The organism is Leuconostoc carnosum (assembly GCF_014207505.1).
Classification (GTDB): Bacteria; Bacillota; Bacilli; order Lactobacillales; family Lactobacillaceae; genus Leuconostoc; species Leuconostoc carnosum.
The window spans coordinates 104,463-127,546 of the sequence record NZ_JACHGL010000005.1 but is presented as its reverse complement, the minus strand read 5'-3'; the positions used below and the strand labels follow the sequence as shown (position 1 = coordinate 127,546).

Annotated in this window: 23 protein-coding genes; 22 read left to right on the top strand and 1 reads right to left on the bottom strand. The window is 38.2% G+C overall.

The window, feature by feature from the left end; translation table 11 throughout:
* Positions 1–19: 19 nt before the first annotated feature.
* From xerC to HNQ98_RS06635, 12 genes are all read left to right on the top strand, one after another.
* The gene (gene xerC / locus HNQ98_RS06690) at positions 20–922 is read left to right on the top strand and encodes a tyrosine recombinase XerC (RefSeq protein ID WP_135197385.1); all 903 of its coding nucleotides are present in this window, start codon (positions 20–22) and stop codon (positions 920–922) included.
* A gap of 58 nt (positions 923–980) precedes the next feature.
* Positions 981–1,859 (top strand): aldose 1-epimerase family protein, encoded by an 879-nt coding sequence (locus tag HNQ98_RS06685; protein ID WP_014974245.1) that lies wholly within the window; start codon positions 981–983, stop codon positions 1,857–1,859.
* Positions 1,860–2,306: 447 nt separating this feature from the next.
* Positions 2,307–3,515 carry a tryptophan synthase subunit beta gene (gene trpB, locus HNQ98_RS06680; protein WP_135197386.1) on the top strand — a complete coding sequence of 403 codons (1,209 nt, stop codon included), beginning with the start codon at positions 2,307–2,309 and terminating at the stop codon, positions 3,513–3,515.
* The gene (gene trpD / locus HNQ98_RS06675; protein ID WP_135197387.1) at positions 3,508–4,533 is read left to right on the top strand and encodes an anthranilate phosphoribosyltransferase; all 1,026 of its coding nucleotides are present in this window, start codon (positions 3,508–3,510) and stop codon (positions 4,531–4,533) included. Before trpB ends, trpD begins: the two co-directional genes overlap by 8 nt.
* On the top strand, positions 4,530–5,315 hold the full coding sequence (gene trpC, locus HNQ98_RS06670) for an indole-3-glycerol phosphate synthase TrpC (RefSeq protein ID WP_135197388.1): 786 nt from the start codon (positions 4,530–4,532) through the stop codon (positions 5,313–5,315). The genes trpD and trpC overlap by 4 nt, the downstream gene beginning before the upstream one ends.
* A 14-nt stretch (positions 5,316–5,329) precedes the next feature.
* The gene (locus tag HNQ98_RS06665; protein ID WP_135197389.1) at positions 5,330–5,923 is read left to right on the top strand and encodes a phosphoribosylanthranilate isomerase; all 594 of its coding nucleotides are present in this window, start codon (positions 5,330–5,332) and stop codon (positions 5,921–5,923) included.
* 63 nt (positions 5,924–5,986) lie between these two features.
* On the top strand, positions 5,987–6,754 hold the full coding sequence (trpA, locus tag HNQ98_RS06660) for a tryptophan synthase subunit alpha (protein WP_135197390.1): 768 nt from the start codon (positions 5,987–5,989) through the stop codon (positions 6,752–6,754).
* A 106-nt stretch (positions 6,755–6,860) separates the two neighbouring features.
* Positions 6,861–8,228 carry an anthranilate synthase component I gene (gene trpE, locus HNQ98_RS06655; protein WP_135197447.1) on the top strand — a complete coding sequence of 456 codons (1,368 nt, stop codon included), beginning with the start codon at positions 6,861–6,863 and terminating at the stop codon, positions 8,226–8,228.
* Complete coding sequence (locus HNQ98_RS06650) at positions 8,228–8,791, top strand: anthranilate synthase component II (RefSeq protein ID WP_014974252.1); 564 nt, start codon at positions 8,228–8,230, stop codon at positions 8,789–8,791. Before trpE ends, HNQ98_RS06650 begins: the two co-directional genes overlap by 1 nt.
* A 174-nt stretch (positions 8,792–8,965) precedes the next feature.
* A complete protein-coding gene (locus tag HNQ98_RS06645; protein ID WP_014974253.1) occupies positions 8,966–9,676 on the top strand; it encodes a nicotinamide mononucleotide transporter family protein in 711 nt (236 codons plus the stop codon).
* A gap of 187 nt (positions 9,677–9,863) precedes the next feature.
* Positions 9,864–12,056, top strand: coding sequence for a Tex family protein (locus HNQ98_RS06640; RefSeq protein ID WP_135197391.1), 2,193 nt, complete (start codon positions 9,864–9,866; stop codon positions 12,054–12,056).
* Positions 12,056–12,625, top strand: a complete 570-nt coding sequence (locus HNQ98_RS06635; protein ID WP_135197392.1) for a GNAT family N-acetyltransferase — start codon at positions 12,056–12,058, stop codon at positions 12,623–12,625. The genes HNQ98_RS06640 and HNQ98_RS06635 overlap by 1 nt, the downstream gene beginning before the upstream one ends.
* A gap of 31 nt (positions 12,626–12,656) precedes the next feature.
* On the opposite strand, the gene HNQ98_RS06630 is transcribed toward HNQ98_RS06635, so the two are convergent.
* On the bottom strand, positions 12,657–13,547 hold the full coding sequence (locus HNQ98_RS06630) for a YitT family protein (RefSeq protein ID WP_014974256.1): 891 nt from the start codon (positions 13,545–13,547) through the stop codon (positions 12,657–12,659).
* A gap of 101 nt (positions 13,548–13,648) precedes the next feature.
* Between HNQ98_RS06630 and HNQ98_RS06625 the strand changes: the two genes are divergently transcribed.
* From HNQ98_RS06625 to pepT, 10 genes are all read left to right on the top strand, one after another.
* Complete coding sequence (locus HNQ98_RS06625; RefSeq protein ID WP_135197393.1) at positions 13,649–14,128, top strand: hypothetical protein; 480 nt, start codon at positions 13,649–13,651, stop codon at positions 14,126–14,128.
* A gap of 25 nt (positions 14,129–14,153) precedes the next feature.
* A complete protein-coding gene (locus HNQ98_RS06620; protein ID WP_135197394.1) occupies positions 14,154–14,954 on the top strand; it encodes a bifunctional hydroxymethylpyrimidine kinase/phosphomethylpyrimidine kinase in 801 nt (266 codons plus the stop codon).
* Positions 14,954–15,457, top strand: a complete 504-nt coding sequence (locus tag HNQ98_RS06615) for an ECF transporter S component (RefSeq protein WP_135197395.1) — start codon at positions 14,954–14,956, stop codon at positions 15,455–15,457. The genes HNQ98_RS06620 and HNQ98_RS06615 overlap by 1 nt, the downstream gene beginning before the upstream one ends.
* 57 nt (positions 15,458–15,514) lie before the next feature.
* Positions 15,515–16,702, top strand: a complete 1,188-nt coding sequence (locus HNQ98_RS06610; RefSeq protein WP_135197396.1) for an isochorismate synthase — start codon at positions 15,515–15,517, stop codon at positions 16,700–16,702.
* Positions 16,699–18,324 (top strand): 2-succinyl-5-enolpyruvyl-6-hydroxy-3-cyclohexene-1-carboxylic-acid synthase, encoded by a 1,626-nt coding sequence (gene menD, locus HNQ98_RS06605; protein WP_135197397.1) that lies wholly within the window; start codon positions 16,699–16,701, stop codon positions 18,322–18,324. Before HNQ98_RS06610 ends, menD begins: the two co-directional genes overlap by 4 nt.
* A complete protein-coding gene (gene menH, locus HNQ98_RS06600) occupies positions 18,317–19,132 on the top strand; it encodes a 2-succinyl-6-hydroxy-2,4-cyclohexadiene-1-carboxylate synthase (RefSeq protein ID WP_135197398.1) in 816 nt (271 codons plus the stop codon). The genes menD and menH overlap by 8 nt, the downstream gene beginning before the upstream one ends.
* Positions 19,119–20,210, top strand: a complete 1,092-nt coding sequence (gene menC, locus HNQ98_RS06595; RefSeq protein ID WP_135197399.1) for an o-succinylbenzoate synthase — start codon at positions 19,119–19,121, stop codon at positions 20,208–20,210. The genes menH and menC overlap by 14 nt, the downstream gene beginning before the upstream one ends.
* A gap of 37 nt (positions 20,211–20,247) precedes the next feature.
* The gene (locus HNQ98_RS06590) at positions 20,248–20,937 is read left to right on the top strand and encodes a tRNA (adenine(22)-N(1))-methyltransferase (RefSeq protein WP_184285024.1); all 690 of its coding nucleotides are present in this window, start codon (positions 20,248–20,250) and stop codon (positions 20,935–20,937) included.
* Positions 20,934–21,722, top strand: coding sequence for a Nif3-like dinuclear metal center hexameric protein (locus tag HNQ98_RS06585; protein WP_135197401.1), 789 nt, complete (start codon positions 20,934–20,936; stop codon positions 21,720–21,722). Before HNQ98_RS06590 ends, HNQ98_RS06585 begins: the two co-directional genes overlap by 4 nt.
* Positions 21,723–21,806: 84 nt before the next feature.
* Positions 21,807–23,051: a peptidase T gene (pepT, locus tag HNQ98_RS06580; protein ID WP_184285023.1), complete on the top strand. Its 1,245-nt coding sequence runs from the start codon at positions 21,807–21,809 to the stop codon at positions 23,049–23,051.
* Positions 23,052–23,084 lie beyond the last annotated feature (33 nt).

Genomic DNA, 23,084 nt, shown 5'->3' with positions numbered 1-23,084 from the left:
TCGCGCGTATAATAAAGTTATGTTAACAAGAGAACAACAACTATATCATGATTATCTGGTTTCGGAAAGACAGTACTCACCACAAACTGTAAAGGCATACTTAACAGACATTGAAGAGTTTCTAGTTTTTTTAGAGAACAATGGTGGATTTACGACCTTTAATGATGTTCAGTCTTTAGATGTTCGCGTTTACTTAAATGATCTGTATAATCGCGCGTTAGCACGCACAACCATTTCTCGAAAAATTAGCAGTCTGCGGATGTTTTATCAATTTATGGTGACAAATCAATTTGTAGATGATAATCCATTTGAAAATGTTGCGCTGCGCAAGCATCAAAATCATTTACCAGAATTCTTTTATGAAACAGAAATGACGGCACTTTTTGATGTGGCATATCAATCTGATGATGCACTGTGGCAACGAAATGCGGCTTTATTAGAATTCTTATATGCCACAGGTGCCCGTGTGACTGAGATTGCCACCTTAAAGATATCTCAATTAGACTTCGATCAACGACTTGTTTTGATTCATGGTAAAGGTAATAAGGACAGATACGTACCTTTTGGTCACTTTGCTGCACAGTCTATGCGTGAGTATTTAACCACATTACGACCAGAATTAACAGCTAAGAAAGTGCATGATGTCGTTTTTGTGAATCATAGAGGAGAGCCGATAACAGCTGCGGGGATTACATACATTTTAAATGAGTTAATGAAACGGTCAACATTAACTGGAAAAATTCATCCTCACATGTTACGACATACTTTTGCTACGCATTTACTCAACCACGGCGCTGATATGCGTACAGTTCAAGAGCTTCTAGGACATGTTAATTTATCAACCACACAGATGTATACACATGTTACGCGAGAAAGTTTACAGAAAAATTACCGTTCCTTTTTTCCACGTGCAAAAAAATAGCAATAAAGATTTAACAGTAGTAACATTTTAGTTAAAAATTTGGTAGAATATAGATATTATGATTATACTTGAAAATGATGATTTAAAAATTCAGATCAACGAAGAGGGTGCTGAACTGACTAGTGTTTGGCACAAAAAAGCAGAACTAGAATATATTTGGGTTGGCGATCCCAAATATTGGGGGCGTCATGCCTCTAATTTGTTCCCAATTGTCGGCCGTTTACGTGGTGATCAATTTAAGGTTGATGGAGAAACATACTTCATGAACCAACATGGATTTGCTCGGAATACACTTTTTGATGTGATTGAACACAGTGACAATCACGCTCTTTTTCGTATTCACGATACTGACTCGACAAAGCGTATCTATCCATTTAGTTTCCGATTTGATATTCAATATGATTTAACAGATGATAACGAACTTAAAATTGCGTACATCGTTACAAATACAGATACAGAAGAGTCACTATTCTTTAGTGTAGGTGGACATCCGGCATTTAACTTGCCACTAGATGGTGGGAAATTCTCGGATTACTATGTATCAATTGAACCGGAAAAATTGTATGAGCGAGTACGATTAACAGGACCGTATTCTAATCCGAATACACCAACTGACTTTAATGCCAGTATTCCGCTACGTCTTAAGCAAGAAGATTATCATGATGATGCGATTATTTTAAGATTACAACGACAAAAAACATCATTCTTGTTAGCTCGGTTAGCAAATCAACATGGTTTACGGTTGACGGTCGATAATGCACAATTCTTAGGCATTTGGACACCAGCTGGAAAAGAAGCGCCTTTTATTGCACTTGAGCCTTGGTGGGGAATTGCTGATACTGTTGATTCAACTGGTAATTTTAAAGAGAAGTTTGGTGTCAATGTTTTGGCTGCAGGCGATACTTTTAATGGTACTTATAGCATGCAATTCTTCTAAACTGATATATGTGAGAATAATATTAGATTTTAATTATCTAAATAAAGGTATTTTAAGATAAAGTATTGACATAATGCTAATTTAGTTTTAATATAATTAATAACAATTTAATCGTCCAAATAAACCGATGAGATGGAGATCAAACCAATTGTGCGCGTACAGGGAACCTAGGATACTGAGAGCTAGGTCGAACGCAGGTTGGCAAATGGACCATCGAGGGTCCGTTGAAAGCATTTATTGCGAGTAGGCGAGAACGTGAGGCATACGTGAGTTGTCAGATTTGTGTTAGCAAGTTGTGGAGGGCGATATACCAAGTCTTTTTGTTTACTTAGTATATCGAAATCAGGTGGCACCGCGGGAAACCGTCCTGAAAATATTGTGATGAGCAAATATTTTCAGGACGGTTTTTTATTTGCTTTGATTACGTGTTCTTAAAAGGAGAATCTGATGGCGAACAACTTATCGATACACAACAAACGCGGTTATTACGGGCAATATGGTGGTCAATTCATTCCTGAATTGTTAATGCCTGCAGTGGAAGCTGTTGCTGATGCATTTAATCATTATAAAAATGATCCGCAATTTAAAGCAGAATTACAAGATCTTTTTGATAATTACGCCAACCGCCCATCATTACTTTATCATGCTAAGCGTATGTCCGATGATCTTGGTGGTGCACAAATCTATTTTAAACGTGAAGATTTGAATCACACGGGCGCTCATAAAATTAACAATGTTTTGGGTCAAGCTTTGATTGCTAAAAAAATGGGAAAAACGCGTTTAATAGCTGAAACTGGTGCTGGGCAACATGGTGTTGCGACAGCTACTGCTGCTGCATTGTTTGGCATGGATGCTGAAATATTTATGGGTAAAGAAGATACGGATAGACAAGCTTTAAATGTTTATCGTATGAAGTTACTTGGTGCTAAAGTACATGCCGTAGAAACTGGAACACAGGTATTAAAAGATGCTGTTAACGCAACATTTCAAGACTGGACGAAGCGAATTGATGATACATTTTATGTACTTGGGTCAGCAGTTGGACCATATCCTTTTCCTGAAATGGTTAAGTATTTCCAATCAGTGATTAGTGAAGAAGCGCGTCAACAATTTTTAGATCAGACTGGCAAATTGCCGGATGCTGTGATTGCTGCAGTCGGTGGTGGTTCTAATGCCATTGGTGCTTTCGCAAAATTTATTGATGATCCAGATGTCACACTAATTGGTGTTGAAGCAGCTGGGAAAGGAATTCATACTAGGGAAACAGCGGCTACAATCGCTAATGGTTCTGACGGTATTTTTCACGGTATGAAATCAAAATTTTTACAATCAAATGATGGGCAAATTGATGCTGTGTATAGCATCTCAGCTGGTTTAGATTACCCTGGTATCGGTCCAGAACATGCCTATTTGGCAGACAGTCAACGTGCACAATATGTGCCAATTACAGATGATGAAGCAGTAACTGCATTTGAATATATTGCACGCACCGAAGGGATCATAGCAGCAATTGAAAGTACACATGCTGTTGCTTATGCTATGAAACTTGCCCCAACAATGAGACCAGATCAACAAATTATGGTTAATCTCAGCGGTCGCGGTGACAAAGATGTAGCTGCTATTGCTCGATATAAAGGAGTTAATATTGATGAGTAATATAAGTGAAGCACTCAAATTATTATCATTGCGTCGAGATTTATCCGCAGAAATGGCGGAAAGCGTAATGAATGACGTGATGGATGGTCATGTTTCTAATTATGAAATTGCTGCGTATTTGATGGGATTGTCGGTAAAAAATGAGTCAATTCCTGAAATTGTTGGTTCAGCTAAAGCGATGATAAGTCACGCGGTTAAAATTGCGCCAGAGTTTGATGCAATGGACATTGTAGGCACTGGCGGTGATTTTGCTCATACATTTAACATTTCAACCACATCAAGTTTTATTGTGGCAGCTGCAGGTGTTCCGGTAGCTAAGCATGGTAATCGTGCAGCCAGTTCAAAATCTGGTACGGCAGATGTATTGGAGAACTTGGATATTAAAATCAGTTTAACGCCAAAACAAGCAACAGCTGTTTTAAATCAAGTGGGGCAAACTTTTCTGTTTGCGCAATCTTTTCACCCATCGATGAAAATTGTTGGTCCGATTCGAAAGGCTCTGGGTGTGCGTACGGTGTTTAATATTCTTGGTCCTCTGACGAACCCTACAAGACCACGTAAAATGTTACTAGGTGTTTATTCAAAACATTTACTAGTACCACTGGCTCATGTTTTATCTGAATTAGGTGTGAGTGAAGCTATTCTGATTCACGGTCAAGATGGTTTAGATGAAGTCACTATGACAACCAAAACTGATATGGTTAGACTCCATAATGGTAATATCACAGAGACGATATTTGATCCGTATGATTATGGATTTCAGTATGTGACTGCTAGTGAATTGCAAGGCGGTAGTCCAGCTGAGAACGCAATTATTACGCAGCGTATTCTACGCAGGGAAATACAAGGAGCTAAGAAAGATATTGTTATTGTAAATGCTGGAGTGGCCTTATATAATGCTGGCATACGAGAAACATTATCAGAGAACATTGCGTTAGCACGTGAGGTATTGGAAAGTGGTTTAGCCTACCAACAACTCATTAAAATGCAAAAAGTGACGCAGGCGGTATTTATATGATTTTGGACGAATTAGTAGCAACAACAAGACGCAACATGCGAAAACGACAGCAATTGATACCATTAGAAGCCTTAAAATTACAAGTTGATAAACTCAACATTATTCGCGTATTTCCTTTTGAGCAAGCGCTTAGAGCACCACATATGTCTGTTATTGCTGAAATTAAACAAGCATCCCCATCAAAAGGGCAAATCATTCCAGCATCGGACTTTGATTACATATCGATTGCTAAAGATTATGAAGCAGCTCAAGTGGACCTGATTAGTGTATTAACAGAAGAAGCATATTTCAAAGGATCTCTTGCTATCTTAACATCTGTCTCTCAGTCTGTCGCAACACCTGTTCTCCGCAAAGATTTCACTATTGACGAATATATGATTTATGAAGCAAAGATGGCAGGTGCATCAGTTATATTATTGATTGCAGTTATTCTAGATGATGATCAATTAAGAGCGTATTTAGATCTGGCTGATAAATTAGGATTATCGGTTATTGTAGAAACCCACAATGAAAACGAAATTGCACGAGCAATTGCTGCACATGCCAAAATCATTGGTGTTAATAATCGTAATTTGAAAGATTTCACAGTTGATTTTAACCATACACAACGTTTGCGAGCATTGATACCAAAAGATGTTTTATTTATAGCTGAATCAGGTATTAAAACACGTCATGATGTCGAGCAATTAGAATTAGTACATGTGAATGGTATTTTAGTCGGCGAAACCCTTATGAGAGCCAACGACAAAATTGCAAAAATTAGGTCATTATTTCAAGGATAAAGGAGAGAATGAGTATGACGAAAATCAAACTTTGTGGTAACTTTCGAGCAGAAGATACTGATTTATTAAATCTTGTTCAACCAGATATGGCTGGCATGATTTTTGTTCCAAACCAGCGACGAACTGTCAATATTCAGGCAGCTCTAGCGATACGTGCAAGATTGGATAGCAATATCCCATTGTTTGGGGTATTTAAGAATCAGAATATTGATGATATATTAAGCATTTTTGAGACAGATATGATTCAAGGTGTCCAGCTCCACGGCGATGAGTCAGAATTGGATGTTGAGTTGCTTCAGAAAAAAGATATTCCTGTTATCAAAGTTAGAACACCAGAGCAAGCGTTATTACCAACATCTGCTAATTATTTATTGTTAGATGAGAGTGCCGGATCAGGAAAAGTATTTGATTGGCGAATGGTACCACCAAAGTCTCTTCGTCAACAACCATTAATCCTAGCTGGTGGCTTAACACCAGCTAATTTACAGGCAATCATTGATCAAACTCATCCTGATGTCGTTGATATATCAAGTGGTGATGAAACCAATGGCATTAAAAATTTAGATAAGATGCGTACGCTGGTACAAATTGCACATAAGAATGTGTGAATATGGCGTTGTGAGCTAGAGAGGCTTTGTTAGAAATGTATTTAGACATTGTTGGAGAAAAAAATGACAGTAAAAAGAATAGAAGATGTTTTAAAATCAGGGAAGGGATTCATAGGATTTACTGTAGCTGGTGATCCTGATTTTAATAAAAGTGTGGATTATATTGTGACTCTAGCAGAAGCTGGGGCTGATGTTGTAGAAATAGGAATTGCTTTTTCTGATCCATCAGCTGATGGACCAACTATTATGCAGGCTGATCTGCGGGCTGCTCAATCTGGCTCAACTACTGAAAAAATATTTTCATTAGTTGAAGCGGTTCGTCAACGGACACAAGTCCCACTTGCTTTTCTGACCTACACTAATCCTGTGTATAAATATGGCTACGAGGCTTTCTTAACGAAAATGCAGGCATTGGATGTTCAAGGTATTATTATGCCAGACATGCCGCTTGAAGAACAGTCAGAATTTGTGACGCTAGCGGAAAAATATGACCGTTCATTTATTCAATTAGTGACACTCAAATCTGGTGAACGTATCTCCGATATTGTGAAACGGGCGTCAGGATTTATTTATGTAGTGAGTTCTCTTGGTATTACAGGGGCGCGTCATAAAATTACGACAGCAGCTAGTGAGGTAATTAGACAAATTAGGCGTTACACTGATATCCCAACAGCGGTGGGCTTTGGCATTAGTCAGCCAGAGCAAGTTGCACAATTTCATGACAGCGAAGCGGTAATTGTTGGTTCAGCAATCGTTAAAATCATTGAACAACATCCTTATGATGCTGAGCAGCCATTATTTGATTTTGTGAAAAGAATGAAAAATACTTGATATCCACCAATGAACTGAAGGTGACAATATTTGTCAATTTAGGCGAGTAACTATAAGAGTGGAGGAAAAATGTATGTTGAAATCAACATACATTTTGAATAAAAGCATGCAATATACTAAAATAATTAATTCAGATACGATTAGTGTGATCAGCGCCTACTTACGTCTGAGAGGGAAGCATACCTTTCTACTAGAGTCAGTGCCTGACATGAATGAGAAAGCGCGTTATTCAATTATTGCCTTGAATCCTGAACATGAGTTTCAAGCAACCGGGACAAAAATCGTTATTGATGGCCAAGTGCAAGCTAACCAAGATCCTTTGCAGGCACTGAACGATTTAGTAGTTAATGAAGCATCAATTGGTGATGACTTGCCATTTCATGGGGGGGCAATTGGGTATGTTGGTTTTGATACCATAGCCACCTATGAAATGTTAGGTAAAATACCAAAAGATACTTTAGATATGCCAGATATTCATATGTTTTTGTACGAAACATTTATTGTATTTGACCATCAAAAAGAAATAATAACCATGGTGGCAAACAATGTCTATTCTCAATGTGATGAAGTACAGTTACATCGCAGATTAGCAGAAATAGAAGGACGATTGCACCAGCAAGTCGATGCTGAATTAGCACATGTAAAATTGCAGCATATTGAACCTAAATCTAATTTAACGCAAGCACAGTTTACAGCGATTGTTGATCGTACGAAGCAATTGATTACAGACGGTGATATGTTTCAAATGGTGCCATCACAACGTTTTAATTTTGATTTTAACGATGATCCCTTTGATTTTTATCGTCAACTACGTCGTACCAATCCGTCACCTTACATGTATTACATGGATTTTGGCGAGGCACAGGTAGTTGGCTCATCCCCAGAGAGTCTAGTAACTGTCCGCGGTGACATCGTGACAACAAACCCAATTGCTGGGACTCGAAAACGTGGCACCAATTCAGCATTAGATTTAAAAAATGAAAATGATCTTGCACATGACGAAAAGGAATTAGCCGAACACAAAATGTTAGTGGACCTTGGACGTAATGATATCGGAAAAGTATCTGAATATGGTAGCGTTAAAGTCACTAAATTGCTAGCGGTTGAAAGATATCGCTATGTTATGCACTTAGTATCAGAAGTACAAGGAAAATTACGACCAAATACACCGGCTATTGCAGCATTAAAAGCGACACTACCTGCAGGAACAGTGAGTGGTGCACCGAAAGTGCGTGCTTTACAGCGTATTTATGAGATGGAACCAGTTAAACGTGGTGTCTATGCAGGAGCGATTGGGTACTTATCGCGAGATAATCAAATGGATTTTGCGATTGCTATCCGTACGATGATCGTCAAAAATAAGCAGGGCTATGTTCAAGCAGGTGCAGGAATAGTTTATGATTCGATACCAGAAAATGAATATCAAGAAACATTTAATAAAGCGGCTGCTTTATTAAACATGGGGGATGTATGATGATTTTATTAGTTGATAACTACGATTCATTCACTTACAATTTAGCGCAAATCATCGGGCAAATCACCGATTTAGTTGTTTTAAGACATGATGATAAGCGATTATATGAAGTTGCTGATCAAGCTGCTGGTATTATTTTTTCGCCAGGTCCCGGAACACCTGATAAAGCAGGTGAAATGGAAAATATGGTGAGACATTATGCAAAAAGTAAACCGATGTTAGGTATCTGTTTGGGACATCAAGCAATAGGCGAGGTCTTTGGCGGGAAAATAATTCATGCATCAGAAGTTAAACATGGTAAAGTATCACAGATGTTAACGGCTAAAGCTTCTCAATTATGGACAGCAGCAAGCATTGATGTCATGCGTTATCATTCATTAATTATTGACAAAAACAATGTTCCTAAACATTTTAAAATCACCGGTATTGCAGCAGATGACCATCAAATCATGGCGATGCAACATGACACGTTACCAATTTTTGGATTACAGTTTCACCCAGAATCCATTGGTACGCCTGAGGGGGCGGCTATAATTAAACAGTTTGTAGCTATAACTCGCTAATTGTTTAAAGATTAAAAAGATATTGGATAACTTAAAATTCAATATCTTTTTTATATTAAATCAAAATGAGGTAAGTTTATTTGATAGAATATAAATTGTAGTGTTGATAAGCGCATTGCATGCGAGCGTTCCCGGAAGACCGGCTCATAAAAAACAAACGGAGGGCATGAGATCATGCTGATGATTTTAAAAAAATTGAACCAATCTTGGGTGTTCGATTTAGTTGGGGTTTTGTTGGTGATGATAGCCGCCTATACATCAGGTTATTTGTTTGATAGTTTAGGTAGCACAATACGATTTTCAGGTGTGTCTTGGGCAAAATATATACCATTTGGCATAATTTCAGTCGTATCATCTAGTTTATCGATTTTATCAACGCGATTAACTGCACGTCTGAATAAATTTGGTAATATTATCGGGACTATCAATACTGTCATATCAGGTGCTATTGATTTTATACTTGGTAACAGTGGTGCTGTGTTGACTTACCCTGTTTCTTTTCTGATTAACGCAGCTTCTGTTAAAGGATGGCAACATTACGGTGAAGGGCGTGTTAATCGTGCGTTAGATTTTAAAAAATGGCTACCAGTGATGATTGGTGGCGCGGTTATACTGAGTCTAGGACTCAATTACCTTGCATTTAGGAATACGAGTCCGTTATTTTGGTTAGCGAGTGCAGTGTTTACGCTATCACTCATACCAAATATGCTTAATATTTTTAAAATTGAAGATCAATGGTTCTTTTGGATATTTTATAATATTGTTCAACTAGCAAAAGCAATAACTCAGGGTAATTTTGCAAATATTGGTAAATATATTTATTATATTGTCAATAGTGGGGTCGCATATCCAATTTGGCGACTGGCGCGAGAACAGGCCAAGTAATAATTTGATACATTTGTCCAGAGCTTTATAAAAAAGAGTTGCTTTGTATTATTTTTTCAGGTATACTAATGAGGACCAACTGGGTAGAATCTATCTACCTACCCGCCACCTATTCTTCGGAGTAGGTGGCGTTTTTAGTTTAGGTGGTATAATAGGTTTAAATACATTGGAGAAATATTGATTACACATGACAAATTTAGTTTTAAATGAGCCAACACAAATTGAAATTGCTAAGCAGGTATCTCAAGCGCTTAATATTGGTTTGAAACAAGTAGATGCAACGCTAACCTTGATCAATGATGGGTCTACAGTACCCTTTATTTCACGTTACCGTAAAGAGATGACTGGCGAACTTGACGAAGTACAGATTCGTGATATTCAACTGACGGCTAAAAAATCTCAAGAACTAGCTGATCGTAAAAATACGGTCATAAAGGCAATTCATGATCAGGATAAATTAACACCAGAAATACAACAGCACATCATGTCAGCAGCTAGTTTGCCAGTTGTAGAAGATCTTTACTTACCGTACAAGCAAAAGCGTCGTACGAAAGCCATGATTGCTCGCGAACAAGGGCTACAACCATTAGCTGATTTTGTTATGGCAAATCTCAATGCTAAAATACCAATAGCTGACTATGTGAATGAAGCACTACCCACAAAAGAGGATGTTTTGGCTGGATTGCACGAAATTCTTGCAGAGCAAATTGGTGAAAATGCTGCATATCGTCAATGGTTACGTACACGAATGGCGTTAGATGGCGTACTTGTGTCCAGCCTGAAACGTGGTGGTAAAGACAAGGATGAGCAAGAAGTTTACGCTGGATACTACGATTATAGCGAATCAATCAAGTCGTTGTTAAATAATAAATTCCGTATTTTAGCTGTTAATCGTGGTGAAAAAGATGGTGTATTATCAGTTAAAATTGACTTTGCTTCCGCACGAATGATTCATTTTATTCAAACAAAAGCGTCTAAAGGACAATTAACTACCGGTGACGGATACCAAGTGTTGCGTAGCGCTATCGAAGACGCATACAAGCGTTTTATACAACCAGCTGTTGAACGTGAACTCAGACAAGATTTAACGACACAAGCACAAGAACAAGCTATTCGAGTGTTTGGTGATAATTTATACCATTTGTTGATGCAAGCACCACTCAAAGGTAAAATTGTGATGGGATTTGATCCGGGATTTCGTACGGGATCAAAGTTAGCAATTATTGATGCACAGGGTAAATTTTTAAAGAAACAAGTGATTTACCCACATAAGCCTGCTAATGCGCAACAACGTGCAGAAGCAGCTGATATTTTTAAAGCATTGGTTGCAGAGTATCATGTACAACTGGTTGCTATAGGTAATGGTACAGCTTCACGTGAATCAGAAGAATTTGTGGCAAAAAACCTATCACAAGGTGTGTCATATAGTATTGTGAATGAAGCCGGGGCATCGGTATATTCTGCATCAGATGAAGCACGCGAAGAATTTCCAAATTTACATGTTGAGGAGCGCTCTGCAATTTCAATTGGGCGACGTATTCAAGATCCTTTGGCGGAGTTGATTAAAATTGATCCTAAGTCAGTTGGTGTAGGTCAATACCAACATGATTTGAATGCTAAAGCATTAGATCAACAGGTTGATCATGTTGTTGAAACAGCAGTTAACCAAGTAGGTGTTAATTTAAATACAGCCAGTCCGGCTTTGTTAACGCACATTGCTGGGTTGAATAAAACCTTAGCACAAAATATTGTTGACTATCGAAACACAGTAGGTGAATTTAGTTCACGTGCACAACTGAAAAAAGTACCCCGCTTAGGGCCTAAAGCTTATGAACAAGCTGCCGGTTTTCTACGTATTTTGGATGGTAAAAATATTTTAGATAATACGGACATTCATCCTGAAAGTTATTCAGCTGCTAAAAAGTTGTTAGCATTAGCTGATATTGTAGCCAGCAAACTTGCAACAGAAACTGCTAACCAAGCATTGCGTACCTTAGATAATCAAGTAATCGCTGATAAGATAGGTACTGGTAGACAAACATTACATGATATGATTACTAGTTTACAAAAACCTGGCCGTGATGGACGCTCAGATATGGTAGGCGCTTTGTTGAAATCAGATGTATTGCATATTGAAGATTTAAAAGCAGGTATGAAATTACAGGGAACAGTTCGAAACGTTGTTGACTTTGGTGCATTTGTTGATTTGGGTGTCAAACATGATGGGCTAGTGCATATTTCACGTTTAGCAAGACGCCGAATTAAGTCACCTTCTGAAATAGTTGCAGTAGGTGATATCGTGAATGTCTGGGTAGTTGACATTGATGAAAAGAGACAACGTATTGGCTTGACAATGCTTGAGCCACAGGAGGAAAAATAATGAGAATCGAATCAGCAGCTCAGGCTGATCAATCGGCCATCCTACAGTTAGAACAAACAATTTTTGATGATATGGCGTTACCGATTTATGATGAATTATCTGTTGATGATGTACAGCAAGCTATGGCTTTAGCAGTAGCTAAATCTGAAAAAAGTCGTTACCATTTTAGTCGTGCTGTAGTTGCAAAATCAGATGATAACGAAGTTTTAGGTGTATTGTTTGGCTTCCCAGACAGTGAAGAAGAACAGGTAGATCATGCTTTTCAATCAATTTTAGCCGATAAGTTTAGCTACCATCGCTGGATGTTTGAAGATGCTGAAGCTTTTTCTAATGAATGGTATATTGATTCTATCGTTGTGACTAGCGCAGCCCGTGGACAGGGTATTGGCACACAGTTGTTAAAATATATTGAAGCCAAGGCTAAGCGGGATGGGCAAAAAGTTTTAGGACTCAATGTTGATAATGTTAATCCGAGAGCACGTAAACTATATGAATCTTTAGGTTTTAGTGCTGTTGGCGCCTTAACACTTGAAAATCATCATTATACACACCTGCAAAAAAGTATATAAAAAATAACGGACAAACAATATTGTTTGTCCGTTATTTTTTATCGAAAGAAAACATTTTTTTAGGTCTTAAGTAAGAGAAACCTTCACCTAGTTGTTCTTGTGCGGTGAAAATTGACACAAAAGCTTTGGCATCAATTTCTTCAATAATGTGTTGCACTGTATTAACTTCCGAAGGGTCAACAACAGCATAAACAATGCGTTGTTCACGGTGTGAATAGCCACCCTCAGATTTGATTAAACTTGTACCACGTTCCAGCTGATCCATAATAGCATGAGAAATTTCTTCAGGATAATCAGTAAATATCATAAATGAACGGGCTGTATAACTACCTTGCTGCACAACACCAACGACTTGGGCGAAAACAAATGAAGCGATTAATGTATACATCATATTCACTAAATCAACATAGACCAGGGACAATAACAAAACCATGGCATCTAAGATAAACATCGAGCGGCCGATTTGGATCCCAAATTTTTGCTCTAATATACGCGCTACGACATCTGTACCACCTGATGTACCACCAAAACGAAAGACTAAACCAAGTCCAAAACCAGCAAGTAAACCAGCAAGTAAACCAGAAATTAACATGTCGTGGTGTAAAGCCGGTGGTGTTGGGAAAGCTTGCCACACATATAACCAGAAGGAGAGTGTAGCGATACCCCACAAGGTATAAATAAGCGATCTTCGTCCAAGAATACGATAGCCGATAATAATTAATGGAATATTTAAAATTAAGTTTGTGTAAGCAGGGTTCCAATTAAATAGTGCACGTAAGATTAAAGTAATACCAGAAATACCACCTTCAGCAAGTTCATTTGGAATATTGATGTTGATTAATCCCCAAGCATAAATACCTGTACCAAGGGCAATCATAATAATATCTTTTATGGTAATGCGCTCCAAATTAGTTTTCATCATAGGCATTTTCTCCAAGAGTTCATTCTTTCTATCTTACCATAAAATCAATTGGCGGAAGTCGGTATATATTTGATATAATGATATGTATTGAGAGGTATATTATGACATCCCCTAATGAAAATCAACGTCCCAGATTTTATCAGAAGAAGCACCCGATACGCAACTTCTTCATAGCACTCACTGTAATCATTATTATCGCACTAGGTGTGTTTATTTATGTTGGTTACTCATCATCAGCGAAACCAAGTGAACCAATATCAGAAAAGAAAGTAACCAATCGAACGGTTGATGAAACTGTTGAATCCAATGGTGCAAGCTCAAATAGTGAGTCATCTAGTGATGCGTCAACGTCGTCATCTAAATCTTCCTCATCATCTTCAAGTAGTGATGACTCGAAGAAAAAAGATAGCATTCAAGAATCAGCGCAATTAAAAGGTAAAAAAATTTCAGAAGCAATTGCTTGGGCCAAAGCACATGGACGCTACTATTCATGGTCAATTACCTCTGGTGGTAATGATGCTGTGGTAACTTCTGTTACTGATGATGGTAGTCATATTAACTTCATCGCATCTGCTCAGTAATTAGTAAAGGAGTGATAACCCAAATATGCCACATAAAATTTTAACGATTGCTGGTTCAGATTCATTAGCCGGCGGCGGGATTCAAGCTGATTTGGCAACTTTCACTGAATATGGTTACTTCGGGTTAAGTGTTATCACATCTATTGTGACAGTCACAGCGGATGATTTTAAAATTTTCCCTATATCTAATGATGTTATTGAATCACAATTAAAGTCTATATTGGCATTAGATGATATTGTTGCGATTAAGGTTGGTTTATTACCGAATGTCCATGTGATTGAGCTAGTAGCCAAATATTTAAAAGCAGTTGATATACCAGTTATTGTGGATCCTGTGATGGTGTTTAAGGAAACAACTAATGTTGATACTCAGCAAATCGCTGACGCATTGAAGAAATATCTGATACCATTAGCAACTGTGGTTACCCCGAATATTAATGAGGCACAAATTTTAACGCATCAAGTCATCCAAAATATCGATGATATGAAGCTTGCTGCTCAAAAAATTGTCGATTTGGGTGCTAATCATGTTGTTGTTAAAGGTGGTATAGCTATCACTGGGAACCAAGCCATCGATGTGCTATATGATGGTCAAAAGTTTGACATTTTCCAACAAGACAAAATTGTATCTGATCATTTATATAACAACGGGGCAGGATGCACCTTCGCAGCGAGCATTGCAGCGAATTTAGGACAAGCACAAGTAATTGAAGAAGCCGTCGCTGATGCAAAAGATTTTGTTTGGCATGGGATTAAACATGGTATTATTTTAAATAAAGCATTTCATGTCGGTAATGTTTGGCAAGGCGCGCGAAGGAGTGTATGATGGAACAAAAATTTCATACAAAGCAAGTAACAGTATTAGCGCTAATTGTGGCTTTTAATGTTGCTTTGTCTTACATTGTAAAAATACCTGTCCCAGCTACAAATGGTTTCGTAAACTTGGTTGAAGCTGGTATATTTATCGCTGCCATACTTGGAGGCGCTCGCAGTGGGCTTATTGTCGGAGGGTTAAGTGGTCTATTACTTGATTTACTTGCCGGTTATCCGCAATGGATGATTTTCTCGCTCATTATACATGGCTTGGAAGGTCTTATTGTTGGATATTTTGGTTACAAAAAACATATTGTGAGTCAAACTGTTGGTTTAATTTTAGGGTCAGTTATTATGATAGTTGGCTATGTTTTAGCGGGTGCTCTATTATACAATTGGCCAGCAGGATTTGCTTCTATTATTGGTAACCTTGCACAAGTAGTAATGGGGTTGATTGTGGCAATGGTTTTGGTGCCAGTATTTAAACGGATACCCCAAGTAGATTTAAAAATTTAACATGAAAAAGCGACAGGTATCTGCCTGTTGCTTTTTCATGTTATGAGGTTGAATTTTATGCAATATAATTATACACGTCTTGTAAATGATAAAGACGAGCAGAAACTTTATGAAGCACTGGACAGTTTTGAGACAAGTGCTTATTTTAGGACACGTGATGCGAGCGAGGCACGATTTGGTTTTGGCGCAACAGTAACAACTGATACTGCGGAGTTGCTGCAAGCTGATATTGCATTCGGTGGTCGTTCTTTTGATGAACAGAAAATCAAAAACTCTACCTTGATGAATGGTTTTTGGTTTGTACCACGTATTGCTGTTACAATGACGCAGACTACGATTACATTTTCATCAGATGAAAGTCTTGATTTTGATACATGGTTGGCACAGATTCCTAACATGAAAGCAGAGATGGTGCGCGTAATCAGCGTTGATGATGAAACTGATTGGGCTGACCGAACAGAAAAACTGATTTCGACTTTGAAGTCTAAGCAAACGTTGAAAAAAGTAGTTTTTGGTCGTCAACAAATATTAAAACTATCCAATAAACTGTATTTATCACGATTGATTCGAGGGTTATCGTCACAGAGTAACACCTACCATTTTATATTAAAGCATCAAGATGAATTTTATATTTCAGCGACACCAGAACGTTTAATAAAAGTAGCAGATGGTCATTTGACAACAGGGGCGGTTGCTGGCACGATTCAGCGTGGCGATAATGAGCAAGACGATATGTCATTAGGTAAATTATTATTAGCCAGCCATAAAAATCGGCAGGAGCATCAGTACGTGGTAGAGAATATCCAACAGAAATTGCAAGCTATGACTGAAAAATTAACTGTTCCGGCCGACCCTATTTTATTAAAAACTCAGCAGGTTCAGCATTTGTATACGCCTATTATTGGGGAAATTGATTCGCAATATACCTTAGTTCATTTGATGAACCAGTTACATCCAACGCCAGCACTTGGGGGTGTACCACAAAAAGAAGCACTAGCATATATTCAGGATTATGAACGCACACCACGAGGACTTTTTGCTTCTCCTATGGGTTATTTAGATGCTGAACAAGGTGGTGAGCTGGTCGTTGGTATTCGTGCAATGCACGTGAATCAAAGGTCACATCAAGCAACATTATTTGCTGGTGCAGGTATAGTTTCTGACTCAACTGCTGCTCAGGAATTCAAGGAAACGGCACTCAAACTAAAAGCCATGCGTCAACTATTAAAGGATTATTCAATATGACGGTAAATGCACTGACAAAAAATACAAAACATTTATTAAAATCATTATATATGAGTGGTGTTCATCACTTTGTCGTATCACCAGGATCACGTAGTACTCCGGTGGCATTGCTCTTAGGTGAACTAGCACGTAATAACAAAGATGTTGAGCTATACGTGGATGTTGACGAGCGATCGGCAGGTTTTTTTGCCCTAGGTATTGCTAAAACACTGCGAGAGCCAGTCGTATTATTAGGAACATCTGGTACAGCAATTACTGAATATGCACCAGCTGTGGCAGAAGCCAGTATATCGCATGTACCTTTGATTATTTTGTCCACGGATCGACCGGCTGAATTGCAAAGCAATGGTGCACCGCAAACACTACCTCAGCAAAATATTTTTGGCTCACTAACAAAAAAATCAGTGACGTTTAGTTTACAAGATGAGCATCCAGATATGACAGAATATATCGATTTTATGATACAAAAGATGGTACACGAGATTATGATAGTACCAAGGGGGACAATGCAAGTTAATTTACCATTACGAAAACCATTGATGCCGCAATTAGATAACCAGGTACCGATTAATGTAACACCATTAGTATTTGATAATTATAGTAGTGATTTTCCAGTGATGCGTTTAGATCAATCACGTGTATTGATCTTGGCTGGTCCAAATGAGGGCGAAGATTATCAAGATATATTGTCTCAGTTTGCTCGTATCAATCATATACCAGTTATTGCTGATGTATTGAGTCGGGCACGCTCTAAAACAACGATTTATGGTATAGATGCACTACTTAATGCAGAATTGGTGACAGAAGCCTATCAGCCAGATTTGGTCATTCGTTTTGGTGCAACCCCAGTTTCGGCACGTGTACTTCAGTGGTTGAAAATAGAAAATATTCCGGTCTGGCATGTTGATAGCCATGCGGGTACCGACCACTCACGCCATGTGTCGCGTGCAATCGCGGTAACGCCGGCTATTTTTCTGAAACAAGTAGTGGTGACCAACGACTTTGAATTTTATCAGTTATGGCAAAACTTAAATCGTGTACCACGTCGAATAACTGGTGAAATATCAGTCCCATATGAATTAGATCAAGTTGTGGCATCCGATCAGCAGATTTTTGTTGCTAATAGTATGGCTATTCGAGATATGGATGATGTATTCACTGGACTCAAGACACAAAAAATTTATGCTAATCGTGGCGCTAATGGCATTGATGGTGTTATTTCAACGGCACTGGGGATGAGTGCAACAACAACTCAGCGTAGTGTTTTATTAGTCGGTGATTTGACGCTTTTTCACGATATGAACGGACTGATGATGGCCAAACAGTATAGTTTACCATTGGATATTATTGTCATTAATAATAATGGTGGCGGTATCTTTTCTTTTTTGCCACAGTCTCATGCTGATGAGTATTTCGAAACGTTATTTGGCACGCCGCTCACATTAGATATATCAAAAATTGCGGATTTATATGACATCCCTTATGTTCAATTAGAAGATCGAAACGATTTATTGACGGTATTATCAACTGAAGTAGTTGGCGCACGATTGATTGAATTTAAAGCAGATCGTGTTAAAAATGTAGTGGACCATCAACAATTTATGGGTGTAACACATGAATGAACAAGTTTTAAATATTAATGGTTACAACTACCACATTTTTTGTCATGTTAATAGTCAAGCGTCAGAGCACTGGGTGTTGCTTCATGGTTTTATGGGATCGCATCACGATTTTAATGCAATTGTTGAACACTTGTCAGGAACAGTTTTAACGCTTGATTTGTTAGGGTTTGGTTCGAGCGCACCATATGTTGAGGAACCGAAGCGCTTTGATATGTTTGCGCAAATAACAGATTTACAGTTGATTCTTAAAAAATTAAATTGGACACATATTAATTTGTTAGGATACTCAATGGGCGGTCGTTTAGCGCTGGGTTTTGCTGTCAAATATCCTAAGTTAGTTAAAAATTTATATTTAGAAAGTTCAACAGCGGGCTTGCAATACGCTGTTGAACGTCAACAACGTATTTTGAATGATGAAAAAAAGGCACAACAAATTGAATACGATTTTCCAGCATTTGTTAAACAATGGGAACAACTACCGTTGTTTAACACACAAAAACATCTGCCTGTGACACAACAAGTAGCAATAAGACAACAGCGCTTATCGCAACATCCAAAAAATGTTGCCAATTCATTAAGATATATGGGAACTGGTAGTCAACCTAATTTTTGGCCGAATTTAGTTATGTTAAAATGCCCTACATTATTACTTGTTGGCTCATTAGATACTAAATTTCGTCGTATTGCAAGTGACATGAATCAATTACTACCACATGCTAAAGTTGTTACAGTGGCTCAGGCAGGTCATAATGTTCATTTTGAAGCACCTAAACAAGTCATTGAGGTATTAAATCATGTATCATGTTGAGCAATTTAGCATGCAACCAGTTACTCTCAAATTAAAACATCCTTTTAAAACTGCCCATAGTACGACATTCGAACGTCCATTGACGCTTATTAAGTTAGAAGTATTTGATGAGAAAACCCATCAAGTTGCTAGTGGTTTTGGTGAAGTACAATCATTTGCTGATTTCTCATATGCACCTGAAAATCAGCAAATGAGTCGAACTGTCATCGAAACGATGATTTTACCGTATCTCAAATCCTATAGTTTTAACTCAGCACCAGATTTTGCCAGTTACTTACAGCAGCTCACACCATTTGCTTCATTTGCCAAAGCAGGTATTGAAATGGCGGTGTGGGATGCAGTTGGTAAGTTAACCAACCAATCATTGGCTCAGATGATTGGTGGTAGCATGACTAAAGTACCAGTGGGTATTGCTTTTGGATTAGATGTTTCAGCGAGTGATATCCGGTCAGCTATTTCGGAAGGGTATCAGCGCATTAAACTAAAAATTCAGGCGGATAATTTACATATTGAGCAACTAACCCGCTTGTTAGAGCAATTTCCACAGCAACATTTTTCTTTAGATGCTAATAGTAGCTTCAGGCCAAACAATGTTGAACTACTTAAACAATTACCGGATAATGTATTATTTATTGAGCAACCTTTTGTGGCAACTGATTTTGTAGATCATGCTCATTTTCAATTACAGACAAAACAGTTATTAAGTTTGGATGAAAGTATTAATAATATTAATGATATTCGAACTTTAGTTGCTTTGAAAGCAGCTCGAGCTGTAACGATTAAGCAAGGTAAAATTGGTGGCATATCAGCTGCCATAGCAGCTATTGAATTGGCACAAATTTCTGGCATTCGACCATGGATCGGCGGTATGTTGAGTAGCAATCTCGGTCGTGGTGTTGATTTAGCGCTAGCTAGTCTAGAAGGCATAGCTTTTGCAGGCGATATAGCAGATAGTCAGCACTACTTTCAGACAGATATCACTGAGGAAGCATTGGCAGTTCATAAAGGCTTTATGGATGTGCCACAACGTCCAGGTATTGGACTAACAGTTAATGACATGTTTAGCACATTTTTATAATGTTGACATGATATACTAATATTAAAGGATTTTGATTATGAATAGTATACATCTTTCGCCACGCTTGCAAGCTGTGGCTGACTTCGTACCGAGTGATGCACGATTAGCAGATATTGGTTCTGACCATGCGTACCTACCAGCTTACCTATTAATGAAGCACCATATTACATATGCAGTGGCCGGCGAGGTTGCTCAAGGACCTTTTGATAACGCAACTCATGAGCTAAAACGTCGTGATTTATTAGGACAAGCAGAAGCACGCCTAGCTGGTGGGCTCTCCGCTGTTTATGAGGATGATCATATTGACACAGTTACAATTGCTGGTATGGGTGGTATTTTAATCAGTGATATATTGACAGCGGCGTTTGATCGCCACCAGGTATTTGAAACATTAATCTTACAAGCTAATACTGATGAAGTTGTTGTCCGAAATTGGTTAAATGAACATGGTTATCAAATTAAGGCTGAAAGCGTGACACAAGAAGACAATCATTTTTATGAGGTTATTTTGGCCACGTTGGGTTCACAACAATTATCACATATGGATTTGAATTTTGGTCCATATCTTCGTGTTGAACAGTCAGCAACATTCATCGCGAAATGGCAAAAAGAATCTGATCGTATTCAAGTTATTTTTGCACAGTTGGAAGCTGCAAATAAAATGGACACAAAAGCCTATCGCGATTGGCAGGTACGCTACAATGAAATTAAACAGGTATTATCATGATTAAAGCACAAGATCTAATAACAAAAATTGAACAATTCGCTCCCAAACAGCTTGCGGAAGCAGGAGATCCAACTGGTCTGCAAATTGGTGATCCAAACCAAGTGATTAAGCGGGTGATGACGGTGTTAGATGTGCGCCCGGAAGTTGTTCAAGAAGCGATTAATCACCAGGTCGATTTTATTTGGGCACATCATGAAGTGATGTTTTTTCCAGCCAAAAATCTTGACTTGACTAACCCACAAAATAAAATGTATGCTGATTTACTGCAACACCATATTGTTGTTTATGCATCACATACGAATTTGGATAGTGCAAAAGGTGGCATGAACGATTGGCTTGCTCAAGCAATTGGTTTACAAAATACCCAACCACTTGAACCTAATGCCGATGGTGAAACTGGATTGGGCCGTATTGGTGAGTTGCCCAAAACTGTTAGTGTGAAAGATTATGCAGCACGGTTGCGTGACTTATTTCATGTAAAAGCTGTTCGTGTGATCGCTAAAGATCTTAATCGACCAATAAAAAAAATTGCAGTGCTTGGTGGTGATGGTGGCAAATGGTGGGCAGTCGCCCAAGCTGCAGGTGCTGATGCCTATGTGACCGCTGATATTTATTATCATATTGGGCACGACATTTTAGCGGCAGATTTTGTTGTCATAGATCCAGATCATCATATGGAAGCCATAGCAAATGCGCAAATGGCTGTAAAGGTGCATGATTGGTTTGGGGATGCTTTATTAGTCTCTCCAACTAACACGAATACCGACCCCTATACTTATATTTAAGATTTGAAATGGCATTATGTTTGATCGATTAAATATTGAAAGGAATTGTGATTGGCCTAATTGAGCGCAATCATACACAATAACATGACAGAAAAATATCCAGAACTTGTCAAACGATTTTTGAAATATGTTGCCGTGGATACACAGTCTGATGAAAATTCAACTAGCGTACCATCATCTCCTAAAGAAATTGCTTTTTTAGCTAACTTAACAGAAGAATTAAAAAGTATTGGTTTAGAAAACGTACGTACTATGCCGGATGGTTATGTATTTGCCGAATTATCAAAAAATAGTGATGACGATAATGTACCAACCATTGGATTTATTTCACATGTGGACACAGCAGATTTTAATGGGGCAGACATTAAGCCTCAAATGATTGACAATTATGATGGTCAATCAACCATTCAGTTAGGTCATAGTGGGTATACGTTAAATCCTGCTGAATTTCCAAGTTTAAAAAGATATCAGGGTCATACATTGATTACAACTGATGGTACAACATTGCTTGGCGCAGATGACAAAGCTGGTGTGGCTGAAATTATTACAGCTGCCCAATATTTGGTTCAACATCCAGAGGTTAAGCATGGTGATATCAGATTTGCTTTTGGTCCTGATGAAGAAATAGGTATTGGTGCTGATAACTTTGACACAAAAGCTTTTGGAGCTGATTTTGCATACACAATTGATGGTGGCCCAGCTGGAGAACTTGAATGGGAAACATTTTCAGCAGCTAGTACTACGATTAATATTCAAGGTCGCAATGTTCATCCTGGTACTGCTAAGGACACAATGGTTAACGCAATTCAAGTTGCATTTGATTTCCATGCACAATTACCGGAAAATGACCGTCCAGAACATACTTCAGGTCGCGAAGGTTTTTGGCACTTGATGGATATCAAAGGGACACCTGAGGAAGCACAAATGCGGTACATTGTACGAGATCATGATCGTACTAAATTTGAGGTGCGCAAACAAAAACTATTTGATATTGCTGACAGTTTGAACCAGTATTTTGGGGAACAACGTGTTTTAGTAACATTGAAAGATCAGTATTACAATATGGGTGAAATTTTAAAGGATGATATGCGTGCTGTTGAATTAGCAGAACAGGCCATGTTAGCATTAAATATCAAGCCGATAATTGAGCCAGTGCGTGGCGGTACAGATGGTTCAAAAATTACATTTCTTGGGTTACCAACACCTAATATTTTTGCTGGTGGCGAAAATATGCACGGGCGTTTCGAATATATATCAACACAAGTGATGTCGCAAGCAACTGACACAATTTTGAAAATTATCGAACTCGGGCAAAAGAAATCAATTTAGGAGCAGGTAATCCAATGTGATTACCTTTTTCTT